Source organism: Streptomyces sp. cg36, from assembly GCF_041080675.1.
Classification (GTDB): Bacteria; Actinomycetota; Actinomycetes; order Streptomycetales; family Streptomycetaceae; genus Streptomyces.
Map to the genome: position 1 here is coordinate 6,685,218 of NZ_CP163520.1, position 15,639 is coordinate 6,700,856.

A 15,639-nucleotide genomic window follows, 5' to 3' on the forward strand; every position below is an offset into this window, starting at 1 on the left:
TGTGGCAGTAGTAGGCTCACGCCGTTTGTTGACGGTTGATCTGGGGGAGGCCATGCGCTTTCGCGGGAAGTCCATCCGCAGGAAGATCGTGGCGTTGCTGCTGGTGCCGCTCGTCTCCCTCACCGCCCTCTGGGGATTCACGACCTACATCACCGGCCGCGAGGCCAACGAGCTGCTCAATGTCACGTACATCGTGGACAAGGTCGGCTCTCCGATGGAGGACACGGTCCAGGTCATCCAGCAGGAGCGCCGCCAGACGCTGGTGTACCTGGCCGACCAGCGCGCCGCCGACGCCCTCGCCGCGCTCCAGACCCGCCGCCAGGTCACCGACCGGGCCGTGGCCAAGATCCGTTCCGCCGCCAACGACTCCCAGGTGCGCGGCGATCTGCACGCGGCGGCCAAGGCCCGGCTGAAGACCGTCCTCGAAGAGTTCGACGGCATCGGCACCCTGCGCCAGTCCGTCGACCGGCGCACCGTCAGCCGCACCCAGGCCCTGGAGGCGTACAACGACGTCATCGACCCCTGCTACACGTTCCTGACCAACCTCCACGCGCTGGAGGACGTCGACATGGACAAGCAGGGCCGCGCGGTCGTCGGTCTCGCCCGGGCCCGCGAGATGATCGCCCGCGAGGACGCGCTGGTCGCCTCCTCGCTGGTCGCCCCGCCGCAGTTCACCTGGAACGAGCTGCGCGAGCTGGTCAACCTCACGGCCAACCGCCAGCTCCTCTACGAGACCAGCCTGGAGAACCTGCCCGCGAGCGAACGCGAGATCCTGGAACGGCTCTGGAGCACCCCCGAGACCGAGGCGCTCACCGCCAACGAGCAGAGCATCATCACGGCGGGCCCGACCAAGAACCCCCGGATCAGCAAGGCCCGCTGGGAACAGCCCGCCAACGCGGTCCTCGCGCGGCTGTCGAAGGCCGTCGACGAGGCCGACGACCGCTACCGCGACCGCGTCCACCCCGTCGCCTTCAACGTGCTGGTCAAGGCCGGTGTCGCGGGCGTCGCCGGCTTCCTCGCCCTGGTCTTCTCGCTCTTCCTCTCGGTGCGCATCGGCCGCGAGCTGATCCGCGACCTCACCCGGCTCCGCAAGGAGGCGCACGAGGTGTCCGGCGTGCGCCTGCCCAGCGTGATGCGCCGCCTCGCCTCCGGCGAACAGGTCGACGTGGAGACCGAGGCGCCCCGCCTGGAGTACGAGAAGGACGAGGTCGGCCAGGTCGGCCAGGCCCTCAACACCCTGCAGCGCGCCGCCGTCGAGGCCGCCGTCAAACAGGCCGACATGCGGCGCGGCGTCGCCGAGGTCTTCGTCAACCTCGCCCGCCGCAACCAGGTCCTGCTCCACCGCCAGCTCACGCTCCTGGACACCATGGAGCGGCGCACCGAGGACACCGACGAGCTCGCCGACCTCTTCCGGCTCGACCACCTCACCACCCGCATGCGCCGCCACGCCGAGGGCCTGGTGATCCTCTCCGGCGCCGCCCCCTCCCGCCAGTGGCGCAAGCCCGTCCAGCTGATGGACGTGGTGCGGGCGGCCGTGGCCGAGGTCGAGGACTACGAGCGCATCGAGGTCCGCAGGCTGCCCCGGCTCGGCGTGATCGGCCCGGCCGTCGCCGACCTCACGCACCTGGTCGCCGAACTCCTGGAGAACGCCACGGTGTTCTCGCCCCCGCACACCGCCGTCCAGGTGCACGGCGAGCGGGTCGCCAACGGCTTCACCCTGGAGATCCACGACCGGGGCCTCGGCATGACGCCCGAGGCGCTCCTCGACGCCAACCTCCGGCTCGCCGAGACCCCCGAGTTCGAGCTCTCCGACACCGACCGGCTCGGCCTGTTCGTGGTCAGCCGGCTCGCCCAGCGCCAGAACGTGCGGGTCTCTCTCCAGCCCTCCCCGTACGGCGGCACCACGGCGGTCGTGTTCATCCCGGCCGTCCTGCTCACCGACGCGCCCGACACCAACGGCACCGGCTTCCGCCTCGACCGCAAGGCGGCGCACGGCGACCCGGCCGCGCGCCGCGACCGGGAGGCGGGGCCGCGCGCCCTGTCGCCGCTGCCGGTCGGCGTCCCGGACCGCCACCCGCTCGACGGGCCCGTGGAACTGGAGGGGCCCGTGGACCCGATGGAACTCGACGCGCGCGGTCGCCTGGCCGCCCCCGGGCCGTTCGACGACGACCGCGTCCCGCGCGGCGGCCTGCTCGGCCCGCCCCGCCGCACCCCCGGCGCCGAACGCCCGCAGCACCAGCAGGCGGCGGACGAGGGCGGGGAGGCGCTGACCCCGGTCCACCCGAACGGCCCGGTCCCGCTGCCGCGCCGCCGCCCGACCGCGCCGACGCTGGTCAGCGACCACGGCCGCCGGGTCGACGACGTGCCGGGGCGGGGCCACCCGGCCGGCCCGCCCGAACCGGTGCGTCCGGCCCCGGCGGCCGAGGAGCGGCGCCGCGCCGACGCGCTGCGGGCCAGCGGCCTCGTCCCCGCGCCCGCCCCCGAACCGCTGCGGCGGCCGGGCCCGGCCACCCCGGCGGACGCCGGGACCGGCGGACTCCTGGGCGCCCTGCCGCGCCGGGTGCGGCAGGCCAGCATCGCCCCGCAGCTCAAGGACGGCTCCACCACCGAGACCGCGGCCCGCCCCGGGCAGGACGGTCGACCGCAGCCCGAGCGCGACGCGGAGGAAGTGCGCAACCGTATGGCGTCGATGCAGCGCGGCTGGCAGCGCGGGCGCCGCCACAACGCGCAGAACGGCGCACAGACCACTGCCGACGGGCATGACACGGCCCCCGGCGCGACAGTACGACGCAACACACCGGAGGGGGACGGTCGATGACCGCACCGAAGTCCGCAGCACACGACGTCATCGGGAAGGGCGCCGGAGAACTCAACTGGTTGCTGGACGAGCTGGTCGACCGGGTCGGAGCCATCCGCAAGGCGCTCGTGCTGTCCAGCGACGGCCTGCCCACCGGCACCTCGGGCGACCTGACCCGCGAGGACGGCGAGCACTTGGCGGCCGTCGCCTCCGGGTTCCACAGCCTCGCCAAGGGGGTCGGCCGCCACTTCGACGTCGGCGGGGTCCGCCAGACCGTCGTGGAGCTCGACGACGCCTTCCTGTTCGTGACGGCCGCCGGCGACGGCAGCTGTCTGGCCGTCCTGTCCGACGCCGACTCCGACGTCGGACAGGTGGCGTACGAGATGACCCTGATGGTCAAGCGGGTCGGGGCCCACCTCACCACGGCACCACGGACCGGCCTGCCCACCGCAGGGTGAGCGCGACGGCATGAGTGAGGCAGACCAGCGGGCGCCGGCGAACGGCCCGCAGCAGCCGGACGGGGTGGCCGAGCAGTCGGCGCCCCGCCAGCACCACTGGTTCGACGACGACGCGGGACCGGTGGTGCGGCCGTACGCGATGACCCGCGGTCGCACCAGCAGCGCGGGCCAGCACCGGCTCGACCTGATCGCGGTGGTGGTGCCGGAACCGGAGGCCGACGACCCCGGCCGGGACCACTCGCTGTCGCCCGAGCACGTCGAGATCGTCGAACGCTGCGTCGGCACCCCGCAGTCCATCGCCGAGCTCGCCGCCGGACTCGACCTGCCCGTGGGCGTGGTCCGCGTCCTGGTCGGCGATCTCGTCCAGGACCAGCTGGTGCACGTCTCCCGACCCGTTCCGCCGGCCGAGCTGCCGGACGAGTCCCTTCTCCGCGAGGTGATCAATGGCCTTCGGGCGCTCTAGCCGCAGGAAGCGGCCCGTCGAACCGGTGACGCTCAAGATCCTGGTGGCGGGCGGCTTCGGAGTCGGCAAGACCACTCTGGTGGGCGCGGTCAGCGAGATCCGCCCGCTGCGCACCGAGGAGCGGCTCAGCGAGGCCGGGCGGCCCGTCGACGACGTGGCGGGCGTGGAGGCCAAGAGCACCACCACGGTCGCCATGGACTTCGGGCGCATCACGCTCCGCGAGGACCTGGTGCTCTATCTGTTCGGCACACCGGGGCAGGACCGCTTCTGGTTCCTCTGGGACGAGCTGGCGCAGGGGGCGCTGGGCGCCGTGGTCCTCGCGGACACCCGCCGCCTGGAGGACTCCTTCGCCGCGATCGACTACTTCGAACGCCGCGGACTGCCCTTCACCGTGGCCGTCAACTGCTTCGACGACGCGGCCCGCTACCCCGACGACGTGGTGCGCTCCGCGCTCGACCTCGACCCCGAGGTGCCGCTGATGATGACGGACGCGCGCGACCGCGAGGCCGTCAAGGACGTCCTGATCGCGGTCGTGGAGCACGCGATGGTCCTCTCGGAGCGCCGCCGCAGCCCCGCCACCGTCTGAGGACCCGCCCGCGCACGGAGCACGGCCCGTACCCCCACCGACTGGGGTACGGGCCGTGCGCTTTCGGGGCTGCCTACTGCCCGTCCGCCTCCTCGTGCCAGCCGAGGCTGCGTTCCACCGCCTTGCGCCAGTTGGCGTGCTCGCGCTCGCGCACCTGCGGGTCCATGGCGGGCGTCCACTCCGCGTCCGGCCGCCAGTGCGCCTTCAGTTCGTCCGGGCCCGACCACACCCCGGTCGCCAGGCCCGCCGCGTACGCCGCGCCCAGACAGGTCGTCTCGGAGACCTTCGGCCGGATCACCGGCACTCCCAGGACGTCCGCCTGGTGCTGCATCAGGAGCTTGTTGACGGTCATGCCGCCGTCGACCTTGAGCGAGGTGATCCGCACCCCGGAGTCCTGGTACATCGCGTCCACCACCTCGCGGGTCTGCCAGCTGGTGGCCTCCAGGACGGCGCGGGCCAGATGCGCCCTGGTGACGTAGCGGGTGAGCCCGGTGATCACGCCGCGGGCGTCGGAGCGCCAGTACGGGGCGTACAGACCGGAGAAGGCGGGCACGACGTAGGCCCCGCCGTTGTCGGTGACGCTCGCCGCCAGCGTCTCGATCTCGTCGGCGCTGCGGATGATGCCGAGCTGGTCGCGGAACCACTGCACCAGGGCCCCGGTGATCGCTATGGAGCCCTCCAGGCAGTAGACCGGCGCCCGGTCGCCGATCCGGTACCCGACGGTGGTGATCAGCCCGTGCTTGGACGGCACCGGCCGGTCACCGGTGTTGAGCAGCAGGAAGCTCCCGGTGCCGTAGGTGTTCTTGGCGGTGCCGGTGTCGAAGCACGCCTGCCCGAACAGGGCGGCCTGCTGGTCGCCGAGCGCGGAGGCCACCGGCACGCCCGCCAGCTGGCCGACCGCCGTGCCGTACACCTCCGCCGACGAACGGATCCGCGGAAGCATGGCCTCCGGCAGGTTCATCGCGGCCAGGATCGCCGGGTCCCAGCTCAGCGACTCCAGGTTCATCAGCAGGGTCCGCGAGGCGTTGGTGACGTCGGTGACGTGGACCCCGCCGTCGGTGCCGCCGGTCAGGTTCCAGATCAGCCAGGAGTCCACGGTCCCGAAGGCGATCTCGCCGCGCTCGGCCCGCGCCCGCAGCCCCGGTACGTTGTCCAGCAGCCAGGCCGCCTTGGGGCCGGAGAAGTAGCTGGCCAGCGGCAGCCCGGTGGCCTCGCGGAAGCGGTCCTGGCCGTCCGCGCCGCCGAGCCGGGCGCAGAGCGCGGAGGTGCGGGTGTCCTGCCAGACGATCGCGTTGTGGACGGGTTTGCCGGTCGCCCGGTCCCAGAGCACCGTCGTCTCGCGCTGGTTGGTGATGCCGAGCGCGCTCAGTTGGTCGGCGCGGAGCCCCGCCTTGGCGAGCGCGCCCGCCACCACGGCCTGCACCTTGGACCAGATCTCGGTGGCGTCGTGCTCCACCCAGCCCGGCTTGGGGAAGATCTGGCGGTGCTCGCGCTGGTCGACGGCGACGGCGGCGCCGCCCCGGTCGAAGATGATGCAGCGGCTGGAGGTGGTGCCCTGGTCGATGGCTGCGACGAACTGGTCCGTCATGGCTTCTCCTAGGCCCTTGTCCGGGGCACCCGCCCCGGTCCTCTGTGCGGGGTGCGCGCCTTCCCGCGGCTGCGGAGCCGGTGGCGGGGCGGGGTGCCCGGGCCCGGCGTGCGCGACGAGCGCGCGCGTCCCGGCGGAACCGCCCGTGGGGGAGCGGCCCGTGCGACCGCGCGACCGCGCGGGCGCGCGCGGCCGGGAGCCGGAGCACGGCGATGCCGAGAGACAACGGGAAGTGTTCACCGGCCGTGATGGAGCGTCAAGGACGCCGACAGCACCCGCCGCCGGACCGGGGGCGGGTGCGGCGCCCGTGAGTCAGCGCACCAGGATCACGGACGAACCGTGCCCGAACAGGCCCTGGTTGGCGGTGATCCCGGTCCGGGCCCGGTCGACCTGCCGTTCGCCCGCCGTGCCGCGTAGCTGCCAGGTGAGCTCGCAGACCTGCGCGATGGCCTGGGCCGGCACCGCTTCGCCGAACGATGCGAGCCCCCCGCTCGTGTTGACCGGAACACGACCGCCGAGCGCCGTCACGCCCTCCCGTACGAGCTTCGCGCCCTCCCCGGCGCCGCACAGCCCCAAGTCCTCGTACCAGTCGAGCTCCAGGGCCGTCGACAGGTCGTACACCTCCGCCAGCGACAGGTCCCCGGGCCCGATCCCCGCCTCCTCGTAGGCGGCCCGCGCGAGCGAGGCGCGGAAGGTGTACGGGGAGGGGGCGGCGGCGAGCGCCGAGTCGGTGGCGATGTCGGGGAGGTCGAGGACGGTGTTGGGGTAGGTGGGCGTGACGGTGGAGACGGCGCGGACGCGGACCGGATCGGCCACCCCGCGCCGCCGCGCGTACGCCATGCTGCACAGCACCAGCGCCGCCGCCCCGTCGGAGGTCGCGCAGATGTCGAGCAGCCGCAGCGGATCGGCGACCACCGCCGAGGCGGCCACCTCCTCGGCGGTCACCGCCTTGCGGTAGCGGGCGTACGGATTGAGCGCGCCCGCCGCCGCGTTCTTCACCTTGACCTGCGCGAAGTCCTCGACGGTGTCGCCGTGCAGGGCCATGCGGCGGCGCGCGTAGAGCCCGAAGTACGCCGGGTTGGTGGCACCGAGGACCCGGAACCGCAGCCAGTCCGGATCCTCGGGCCGCTCTCCGCCCGCCGGGGCGAAGAACCCCTTGGGCGCGGCGTCGGCGCCCACCACGAGCACCACGTCCGCCATGCCCGCGAGGATCTGCGCGCGGGCCGTGTCGATCGCCTGAGCCCCGGAGGCGCAGGCCGCGTACACGCTGGTCACGCGCGCGCCCTGCCAGCCGAGCGCCCGCGCGAAGGTCGCCCCGGACACATAGCCGGGGTAGCCGCCGCGCACGGTGTCGGCGCCGACCACGGACCGCACGTCCGGCCAGTCGAGACCCGCGTCGGCGAGCGCGGCGCGCGCCGCCGCCGTGCCGTAGGTGACGAACGAGCGCCCCCACTTGCCCCAGGGGTGCATCCCGGCGCCCAGGACCGCGACGTCGCCCGTGCCGCTCATGCCCCCGCCCCCACCGGCCGCCAGTGCCAGGTCGTCCAGATCGTTCCGGCGTCCTCGCTGAGCACGCCGGGCACCACTTCGACCTCCATGCCGACCGCGAGGTCCGCCGTGCTCACCCCGGGGACGGCCTGGCCGAGCACGACCATCCGCTCGGCCGCCAGCTCCACCGCGACCAGCGTGTACGGCTGCCAGGCGGCCTCCGGGTCGCTGACGTAGGGCGCGGGCGGCCGGTAGCGCCCGTCGGTGTAGGACCACACGCGACCGCGCCGCGACAGCGCCACCTCGGTCAGCTCCCGGCCGTCGCAGGCCGGGTTGCGGCAGTAGTCGTCCTCGCGGGGGAAGAACACCGAGGCGCAGGAGGAGCACCGGGTGCCGAGCAGCCGGAACCCCTCCTCGTCCGCCGCCTCGGTGAACCAGCCGGCCACCACCGGTGTGCGCGTGCGCGTCAAGGCCCCTCCCGGCACTCGTACCTGACGGAACGTCAGAAGTGTGCCACGGAGGGCCGCGCTCCGGCAGGGGGCGGCCCTGTGCTCAGTGGTGACCGGCCACCGAGCGCCAGGAGACCGGGAAGTCGAAGTAGGTGTCCGGGAACGGCTCCGGCTGGTACGTGTAGTGCCACCACTCCTGCGGTATCCCGACGAAGCCCTCGGCCTGGAGGACGCTCTTCAGGAGCTGTCTGTTGTCGCGCTGCACCCCGGTGATGCGGGGGTCGTCCGTGTGGGCGAGGGTGTCGAAGCAGTCGAAGCCGGTGCCCATGTCGATCGAGTTGTCCGGGAAGCGCTCGCCCTTCGGGCCGTAGCAGGGCTTGAGCGGCTGGCCGGGGCGGTACGGCGGGGTCGGCCGCGCGGGCAGCTTCACCAGTGTGATGTCGATCGAGCTGCCCCGGCTGTGCCCGGACTTGGCCGCGATGTACACGTCCTCGAACAGTCTCGACTTGTCGACGATCGGATAGAACTCGGCCTTCATCCTCTGGTCCCCGAGGTCCTCCGCCCAGCGGACGAACTGGTCGACCGCCCGCTGCGGCCGGAAGCAGTCGTACATCTTGAGCGAGTACCCCTGGCGCAGCACCTTGAGCTGGACGCGGTGCAGCGCCTGGGCGGCGGGCTTGGTCAGGATGCACACCGGCTGCCGGTAGCCGTCGATCGGCACACCCACGAAGTTGTGCGGCTGGATGTAGCGGATCTCCTGGATGATCGTCGGGTCCACCGTGCTCAGCGCCACGAACTCGGCGGGCGCCTTGGGCTCGGGAGTCGCCTGGGCGAGCGGAGCCGTGACGGTGGTGGTGAGCAGGGCGGCAGCAGCGGCGACCAGGCCGCGCACGCGGGAACGAAGTGTCATGTGCACACGATTTATCAGTTCAAGTGACCATGGAAAAGGCGTAGTTGGGGCAATGTGGCCCGATGGCCGAACATCGTCGGTTAAAGTCCCGCGCGTGACCGGGACAACGAAGCAGCCTGTCAGGGATTCGCACTGTTCCGCGTGCGGATCGCCGTATCCCTCGCCCTCGGACCGCTGGCCGCGCGCCTGCGCCGCCTGCGGCACCGTCAGCTACCGCAACCCGCTGCCGGTCGCCGTCGCCCTCCTGCCCGTGACGGACGCGCGCGGCACCGGACTCGTCGTCATCACCCGCGCCGTCGAACCCCGCATCGGCCGCCTCGCGCTCCCCGGCGGCTTCGTCGACGACGGCGAACTGTGGCAGGAGGCGGTGGTGCGCGAACTCTACGAGGAGACCGGGATCGAGGCGTCCGCCGCCGAGGTACGCCTCGCGGACGCGCTCAGCTCCCCGCAGCACGTCCTCCTCTTCGGCCTCCTGCCGCCCCGCCCGACGGCCTCCCTCCCGCCCCCGGCCCCCACCGACGAGACGGCGGGCTGGCAGCTCCTCCACCATCCCGAGGAGCTGGCGTTCCCCCTGCACACCCAGGTGGTACGGGAGTGGTTCGCGGGCCGGTGAGGCGGCAGCCCTCGGCCACCGCGCCCGCCCGCACGCGGTAGGGGGACGGCCACCGGGCCGCGCTTCTCCGCCGGACGCGCGGGCGCGCCGACCGTTCGACGCGCAGCCGATCGCGCCCGGCCGCCCCTCCGCCGGCGTCAGTGCGCGCCCGCGCGCCCTACTGCACCCCGCCCCGCACCCGCACCGGGTACCCCAGCTCCCGGGTCGTGCCCTCGGCCGTGACGCGCTCCACCACCACCCGGCCGCGCGCCAACCGGGTGGTGAACCGTTCCACCTTCGGCGTGCCCCAGCCGTCGCCCGCGTCCCGCACGACGATGCCGCCGCCGGTGCGCCCGGCCACGGGCGCCCACACCTCCAGCTCCACCTCCCCGCGCTCGCCGCGCACCGGTATCACCGAACCGGCCCTGGCCAGCACCGGGATACGGGACAGCGGCGCGTCGAGCACCACCTGCCCGGGGCCCTCGTGCGGCTCCCCGGTCGCCGCGTCGTACCAGCGACCGCGCGGCAGCCGCACCGCCCGCCGCACGGCGCCCGGCTCGAAGACCGGCGCCACCAGCAGCGCGTCCCCCAGCAAGAACGCGTCCTCGCAGTCCCGCAGCGCCCGGTCGCCCGGCCCGCCCCACCACACCGGCCGCACATACGGAGCACCGGTCAGCCGGGCCAGCTGCGCCAGCGTCATGAAGTACGGGCGCAGCCGCTCCCGCTCCACCAGCGCCCCGCGCGCGTGCTCCAGCACGTCCGGCCCGAACTCCCACGGCTCCCGGCGCCCGGCCCGCAGCGCCGAGTGCGTACGGAAGAACGGCAGCCGCGACGCCAGCTGGAACCAGCGCAGATACAGCTCGGGCGACGGGCTCCCGGTGAACCCGCCCACGTCCGGCCCCGAGTAGGGCACTCCGCACAGCCCGAGCCCCAGGACCAGCGCGAGCGACGCCCGCAGCCCCGGCCAGCCCGTGGCCACATCGCCCGACCAGGTGCCCCCGTACCGCTGCATGCCCGCCCAGCCCGAACGGCTGAACAGGAACGGCCGGTCGTCCGGACGCAGTCTGCGCAGCCCCTCGTACCCGGCGCGCGCCATCGCCAGGCCGTACACGTTGTGCGCCTCGCGGTGGTCCCCGCCGCGGCCCTCCAGCGCGTGCCGTGCCGAACGCGGCAGGGTGGGATCACCGAAGGCCGCGAACGACACGGGCTCGTTCATGTCGTGCCACACCCCGGCGAAGCCCTGGTCCAGCCGCTCCTGGTAGAGCCCGCCCCACCACTCGCGCGCACCGGCGTCGGTGAAGTCCGGGTAGACGCACTCGCCCGGCCACACCACGCCCCGCACCTCCTCCCCGCGCGCGTCCCGGACGAACGCCCCGGCCGCCAGCCCGCCCTCGTACACCGCGTTGCCACGGCGCGCCTTCACCGCCGGGTCCACGATCGACACCAGCCGCACCCCGTCCTCGGCGAGGTCCTTGGCGAGCCGGGGCAGATCCGGGAAGCTCTCCCGGTCGACCGTGAACACCTGGTGGGCGTCGTAGTGGTCGATGTCGAGGTGGAGCGCCGACAGCGGCAGCCCGTGCTCCCGGTACCCGGCGACCACCCGCCGCACCTCGCTCTCGCTGCCGAACCCCCAGCGCGCGTGCTGCGGCCCCAGCGCCCAGGACGGCGGCACCGCGGGAGCGCCGGTCAGCGCCGCCCACCCGCGCAGCACGCGCGCGGGGGTGCCGGTGACCACCCAGCAGCGCACCGGCCCGCCCTCCATCCGCAGCTCGCTGTGGCCGGGCCGGTCATGGCCCGACCCCGCGCCCTCGACGCCCTCGCGCAGCCGGACCCGGCCGTCCCACGTGTTGTCGTAGAACGCCAGATGGGTGCCCCCGTCCGCCACGACCAGCTGCACCGGCATGGTGATGTACAGCGGGTCGTCGCCGGGCGCGAAGGCGCCGCCCGGGTCGGTGTTCCACAGCCGGTACACCCCGTCGCGCAGCCGGGGACCGGCCGCACGCCCGCCCAGCCCGAACACGCGCGCGTCCGCCGCCAGCTCCGAACGCAGCGCCCAGCGCCCGGGACCGCCCTCGACCGGCTCCCACCAGCGCGGCGGCAGCTCCCGGCGCAGCACCACCCCGCCGGGCGTGCGCACCTCCACCGCCCCGTGCCGGGACACCGCCACCGTGACCCGCTCGGAGACCACCCGCCAGCCGTCGTCCGTGTCGGGCTCCAGCACCGCGCGCGCGTCCGGCTCGGGAGCGGGGCCCGCCAGGGCGTACGACGGCTCGGGACCGGCCCCGTCCCAGCCCAGGAACACCGCACCTCCCACCGTAACCCGCACCTCCAGTTCCGCCCGTGCGAACCGCACCAATCCGCCGCCCGGCCGCGGCTCCGCCGCCCGCACCTGGCCGGGAACCCGGGCCCGCTCCGGGCCGCGCGCGGGCAGCCCCCGCGCGTCCGTCCGGCGCCGCCGCAGGGCCGAGCGCACCGCCCGTAGCCCCCGCACCGTGCCGACCGCCTTCACCGAGCGCACCAGGTCATTGCCGTCCATGCGGCTCACCCTGCCATCCGCCCGCTGACCTGTGGGCTTTGTTCAACTCCCGTTCACCCGTGGTGGCAGCACACCGTCAGCCGACGGACTATGGGGAGCACACCCTGGTGCGGAAGACGATCACATGGCATGGTCCCTGTGAGCCGCCGCATGCGCACACCCCACGCGTGTGCGCTCGGCAGACGCACACGACGCGTACCAGCCCGGGAGCCGACCCATGACCTCAGCAGCGAACGCCGCGCCGCAGCCCGCGCCCCTGTGGGAGCCGGGCCCCGACCGCATCGCCGGAGCGCGGATCACCGCGTTCCAGGCGTGGGCCGCCGAGCGGTACGGCGCACCGGCCGACGGCGGTTACGCGGCGCTGCACCGCTGGTCGGTCGCCGAGCTCGACACCTTCTGGAAGGCCGTCGCCGACTGGTTCGACGTGCGCTTCGCCACGCCGTACGAGGCGGTCCTCGGCGACCGGTCGATGCCTGGCGCCCAGTGGTTCCCCGGAGCCACCCTCAACTACGCCGAGCACGCCCTGCGCACCGCGGAGGACCCTGCCCGCGCCGACGACGCGGCGCTCCTCCACGTCGACGAGACGCACGAGCCGGTCGCCACCAGCTGGGCCGAGCTGCGCCGCCAGGTCGGCTCGCTCGCCGCCGAGCTGCGCGCCCTCGGGGTCCGCCCCGGCGACCGCGTCAGCGGCTACCTCCCCAACGTCCCGCAGGCCGTCACCGCCCTCCTGGCCACCGCCGCGGTCGGCGCCGTATGGACCTCCTGCGCCCCCGACTTCGGCGCGCGCAGCGTCCTCGACCGGTTCCAGCAGGTGGAGCCCGTCGTCCTGTTCACCGTCGACGGCTATCGCTACGGCGGCAAGGAGCACGACCGCACCGACGTCGTCGCGGAACTCCGCCGCGAACTGCCCACCCTGCGCGCCGTCGTCCACATCCCGCTGCTCGGCACCGCTGCCCCCCAAGGAACTCTCGAATGGTCTGCCCTTACTGAGAGTGACAACGAGCCGGTCTTCGAGCAAGTTCCCTTCGACCACCCGTTGTGGGTCCTCTATTCGTCGGGCACCACCGGCCTGCCCAAGGCGATCGTCCAGTCCCAGGGCGGCATCCTCCTCGAACACTTCAAGCAACTCGGCCTGCACTGCGACCTCGGCCCCGAGGACCGTTTCTTCTGGTACACCTCGACCGGCTGGATGATGTGGAACTTCCTCGTCTCCGGCCTGCTGACCGGCACCACCGTCGTCCTCTACGACGGCAGCCCCGGCTTCCCCGAGACCGGGGCCCAGTGGGGCGTCGCCGAGCGGACCGGCGCCACGCTCTTCGGGACGTCGGCGGCGTACGTCATGGCCTGCCGCAAGGCGGAGGTCCACCCGGCCCGCGACCACGACCTCTCCCGGGTGAAGTGCGTCGCCACCACCGGCTCACCACTGCCGCCCGACGGCTTCCGCTGGCTCCACGACGAGGTCCGCGAGGACCTGTGGATCGCCTCGGTCAGCGGCGGCACCGACGTGTGCTCCTGTTTCGCGGGGGCGGTGCCCACCCTCCCGGTGCACATCGGAGAGCTCCAGGCCGCCTGCCTGGGCACCGACCTCCAGGCATGGGACCCGCAGGGCAAACCGGTCGTGGGCGAGGTCGGCGAACTGGTCGTCGTCAACCCGATGCCGTCCATGCCGATCCGCTTCTGGAACGACCCGGACGGCAGTCGCTACCGCGACAGCTACTTCGAGATGTTCCCCGGCGCCTGGCGGCACGGCGACTGGATCACCATCACCGACCACGGCTCGGTGGTCATCCACGGCCGCTCCGACTCCACCCTCAACCGCCAGGGCGTCCGGATGGGTTCCGCGGACATCTACGAGGTGGTGGAGCGGCTGCCGGAGATCCGCGAGTCCCTGGTCATCGGCCTCGAACTGCCGGACGGCGGCTACTGGATGCCGCTGTTCGTGCACCTCGCGGAGGGCGCGGTCCTGGACGAGGACCTGCGGACGAAGGTCAAGCGGGCGATCCGCGAACAGCTCTCGCCGCGCCATGTGCCGGACGAGATCATCGAGGCCCCGGGCGTCCCGCACACCCTCACGGGCAAGCGCATCGAGGTCCCGGTCAAGCGACTGCTCCAGGGCACGCCGCTGGAGAAGGCGGTCAACCCCGGCTCGGTCGACAACCTCGACCTCCTCCGCTTCTACGAGGCGGTGGCACGAGGGCGCGGCTGACACGCCGGGTGAGGGGAAGGGCCGCGCACTCGCCGGCAACGGTTCCGGCGCCGGGCCGTGCGCCGCCGCCGGGCCGCGTGCCGTCGCCTGTACGCACGGGCTGCCTGCACGCACGGGCCGGCCGGGCGGCGGTCACAGGCGGCGGATCGCGGCGGCCCCGCCCCGCCCGCCCTCACCCTCCGTACGTGGCCTCGGACTCGCCCAGCACCTCGCGGAAGTCCGCGGCCAGGCGGGCCGCCTCCGCCGGGACCAGGCCCGCCGCGGTGATCCGCACTCCCGGCCCGGAGGCGATCCGGAACCGTGCCCCGGCCGCCACCCACCAGCCGCGCGAGCGCAGCCCGTTCACCACCGCCGACTCGTCCCGGACCGGCACCCACACGTTCATCCCGCTGGCCGCGTGCGAGGCGATGCCGTGCCGCTCCAGCTCGTCCGCGAGGGCGGTCCGCCGCTCGGCGTAGGCACTACGCGCGCGTAGGACGAGTTCCCGCGCGGCGTCGTCGGTGAGCAGGCCGAGCACCGTGTTCTGCAGCAGATGGCTGATCCAGCCGGAGGTCAGCAGCAGCCGCCCGTCGTGCCGCGCCAGCGTCACCGGATCGCACGCGGCGGCCGCCCACCGCAGGTCGGTGCCCAGGTACTTGGAGACCGTGCGCACATGCGCCCAGCGCGGGATCCGCCCGCCCGCCGTCAGCGAGTGCAGCGGCGCCCCCGCGATCTCCGCGGCGTGGTCGTTCTCGATCACGAGCACCTCCGGAGCCCGGCCCAGCACGTCCACCAGCTCGTCCCGGCGCTCGGGCGAGAAGCACCCGCCGTAAGGATTCTGCGCCCGGGGACTCGACACCACCGCGCGCGCCCCCGCGCGCAGGGCCTCCCGCAGGGACTCGGGCCGCATCCCCCGGTCGTCGACGGCCACCGGCACCGTACGCAGCCCCATCACCTGCACCAGGTCGAGGAGATGGTGGTAGCCGGGGTCCTCCATCGCCACCGCGTCGCCGGGGCGCAGCTCGGTGGTGAGCAGCCGCGCGACGCAGTCGAGCGCGCCGTGCGCGAAGGTCACGGACCCGGCCGGCACGCCGTCCTCCGCCAGCCAGTCCTGGACGCGCCGTTCGAGCGGTACCAGCCGGGGCATCGACCGGTGCGAGCGCGCCCCCGCCTTCATCCGTACCGGCGCGGGCAGTTCGGGCAGGAACGCCGGGTCGGGGTGGCCGCCCGCCAGGTCGCGCAGCCCTTCCGGCACCCTCGGCGGCCGCCGCGAGGCCACGGACGGCGCGGCGGCGACCACCGTGCCCCCGCGCCCGTGCGTGACCACCACACCGCGCTGGCGCAGGTCCTTGTAGGCCGTCGCGACCGTGCCCGGACTGACGCCGAGGTCCTCGGCGAGGCGTCGAACCGGAGGGAGCGCGTCCCCCGGAGCCAAGGCGCCCTCGGCGACGGCCCGCTCGACGGAAGAAGCAATTCCCTTGGCTGACGCACCCGTGATCGCATATTGTTCTGCCACGTACCGAAGTATGTATCAGTACATAAGTCTGGTCAAGGGGGAAACAGTGATTCCGCGCAGCCGACGTGCCG

12 protein-coding genes are annotated in these 15,639 nt (G+C 73.8%); 6 read left to right on the plus strand and 6 right to left on the minus strand.

Features of this window, described 5'->3' with window-relative positions; genetic code table 11:
* The first annotated feature begins 52 nt into the window (after positions 1 to 52).
* Genes AB5J87_RS29795 through AB5J87_RS29810 form a run of 4 tightly spaced genes read left to right on the plus strand, consistent with a single transcriptional unit; the run spans position 53 to position 4,304 of the window.
* Positions 53 to 2,818 (plus strand): nitrate- and nitrite sensing domain-containing protein, encoded by a 2,766-nt coding sequence (locus AB5J87_RS29795; protein WP_369381022.1) that lies wholly within the window; start codon positions 53 to 55, stop codon positions 2,816 to 2,818.
* Positions 2,815 to 3,255, plus strand: a complete 441-nt coding sequence (locus AB5J87_RS29800) for a roadblock/LC7 domain-containing protein (RefSeq protein WP_369381023.1) — start codon at positions 2,815 to 2,817, stop codon at positions 3,253 to 3,255. The genes AB5J87_RS29795 and AB5J87_RS29800 overlap by 4 nt, the downstream gene beginning before the upstream one ends.
* Positions 3,256 to 3,265: 10 nt before the next feature.
* Positions 3,266 to 3,718, plus strand: coding sequence for a DUF742 domain-containing protein (locus AB5J87_RS29805; protein ID WP_369381026.1), 453 nt, complete (start codon positions 3,266 to 3,268; stop codon positions 3,716 to 3,718).
* Positions 3,699 to 4,304 (plus strand): ATP/GTP-binding protein, encoded by a 606-nt coding sequence (locus tag AB5J87_RS29810; protein WP_369381027.1) that lies wholly within the window; start codon positions 3,699 to 3,701, stop codon positions 4,302 to 4,304. Before AB5J87_RS29805 ends, AB5J87_RS29810 begins: the two co-directional genes overlap by 20 nt.
* A 73-nt stretch (positions 4,305 to 4,377) precedes the next feature.
* Here the strand turns inward: AB5J87_RS29810 and glpK are convergent, their stop codons facing one another.
* From glpK to AB5J87_RS29830, 4 genes are all read right to left on the minus strand, one after another.
* The gene (glpK, locus tag AB5J87_RS29815) at positions 4,378 to 5,892 is read right to left on the minus strand and encodes a glycerol kinase GlpK (protein WP_369381029.1); all 1,515 of its coding nucleotides are present in this window, start codon (positions 5,890 to 5,892) and stop codon (positions 4,378 to 4,380) included.
* A gap of 312 nt (positions 5,893 to 6,204) precedes the next feature.
* The gene (locus AB5J87_RS29820; protein ID WP_369381030.1) at positions 6,205 to 7,401 is read right to left on the minus strand and encodes a lipid-transfer protein; all 1,197 of its coding nucleotides are present in this window, start codon (positions 7,399 to 7,401) and stop codon (positions 6,205 to 6,207) included.
* A complete protein-coding gene (locus AB5J87_RS29825) occupies positions 7,398 to 7,829 on the minus strand; it encodes a Zn-ribbon domain-containing OB-fold protein (RefSeq protein WP_369383710.1) in 432 nt (143 codons plus the stop codon). The genes AB5J87_RS29820 and AB5J87_RS29825 overlap by 4 nt, the downstream gene beginning before the upstream one ends.
* 103 nt (positions 7,830 to 7,932) lie before the next feature.
* Positions 7,933 to 8,739 (minus strand): M15 family metallopeptidase, encoded by an 807-nt coding sequence (locus tag AB5J87_RS29830; protein ID WP_369381031.1) that lies wholly within the window; start codon positions 8,737 to 8,739, stop codon positions 7,933 to 7,935.
* A 94-nt stretch (positions 8,740 to 8,833) separates the two neighbouring features.
* Between AB5J87_RS29830 and AB5J87_RS29835 the strand changes: the two genes are divergently transcribed.
* Positions 8,834 to 9,352, plus strand: coding sequence for an NUDIX domain-containing protein (locus tag AB5J87_RS29835; RefSeq protein ID WP_369381033.1), 519 nt, complete (start codon positions 8,834 to 8,836; stop codon positions 9,350 to 9,352).
* Between the two features lie 157 nt (positions 9,353 to 9,509).
* On the opposite strand, the gene AB5J87_RS29840 is transcribed toward AB5J87_RS29835, so the two are convergent.
* Entirely contained in the window at positions 9,510 to 11,867 is a 2,358-nt protein-coding gene (locus AB5J87_RS29840; RefSeq protein WP_369381034.1) for a TIM-barrel domain-containing protein, read from the minus strand.
* A 217-nt stretch (positions 11,868 to 12,084) separates the two neighbouring features.
* Here AB5J87_RS29840 and AB5J87_RS29845 point away from each other — a divergent pair, with 217 nt between their 5' ends.
* Positions 12,085 to 14,073 carry an acetoacetate--CoA ligase gene (locus tag AB5J87_RS29845; RefSeq protein ID WP_369381036.1) on the plus strand — a complete coding sequence of 663 codons (1,989 nt, stop codon included), beginning with the start codon at positions 12,085 to 12,087 and terminating at the stop codon, positions 14,071 to 14,073.
* Positions 14,074 to 14,245: 172 nt separating this feature from the next.
* Here AB5J87_RS29845 and AB5J87_RS29850 read toward each other — a convergent pair whose 3' ends face one another.
* Positions 14,246 to 15,568, minus strand: coding sequence for an aminotransferase class I/II-fold pyridoxal phosphate-dependent enzyme (locus AB5J87_RS29850; RefSeq protein ID WP_369381037.1), 1,323 nt, complete (start codon positions 15,566 to 15,568; stop codon positions 14,246 to 14,248).
* Positions 15,569 to 15,639 lie beyond the last annotated feature (71 nt).

Excerpts from the sequence above, each read along its gene's own strand:
- AB5J87_RS29795 (WP_369381022.1), top strand. The coding sequence starts at position 53 with ATGCGCTTTCGCGGGAAGTCCATCCGCAGGAAGATCGTGGCGTTGCTG.
- AB5J87_RS29800 (WP_369381023.1), top strand. The coding sequence starts at position 2,815 with ATGACCGCACCGAAGTCCGCAGCACACGACGTCATCGGGAAGGGCGCC.
- AB5J87_RS29805 (WP_369381026.1), top strand. The coding sequence starts at position 3,266 with ATGAGTGAGGCAGACCAGCGGGCGCCGGCGAACGGCCCGCAGCAGCCG.
- AB5J87_RS29810 (WP_369381027.1), top strand. The coding sequence starts at position 3,699 with ATGGCCTTCGGGCGCTCTAGCCGCAGGAAGCGGCCCGTCGAACCGGTG.
- glpK (WP_369381029.1), bottom strand. The coding sequence starts at position 5,892 with ATGACGGACCAGTTCGTCGCAGCCATCGACCAGGGCACCACCTCCAGC.
- AB5J87_RS29820 (WP_369381030.1), bottom strand. The coding sequence starts at position 7,401 with ATGAGCGGCACGGGCGACGTCGCGGTCCTGGGCGCCGGGATGCACCCC.
- AB5J87_RS29830 (WP_369381031.1), bottom strand. The coding sequence starts at position 8,739 with ATGACACTTCGTTCCCGCGTGCGCGGCCTGGTCGCCGCTGCTGCCGCC.
- AB5J87_RS29840 (WP_369381034.1), bottom strand. The coding sequence starts at position 11,867 with ATGGACGGCAATGACCTGGTGCGCTCGGTGAAGGCGGTCGGCACGGTG.
- AB5J87_RS29845 (WP_369381036.1), top strand. The coding sequence starts at position 12,085 with ATGACCTCAGCAGCGAACGCCGCGCCGCAGCCCGCGCCCCTGTGGGAG.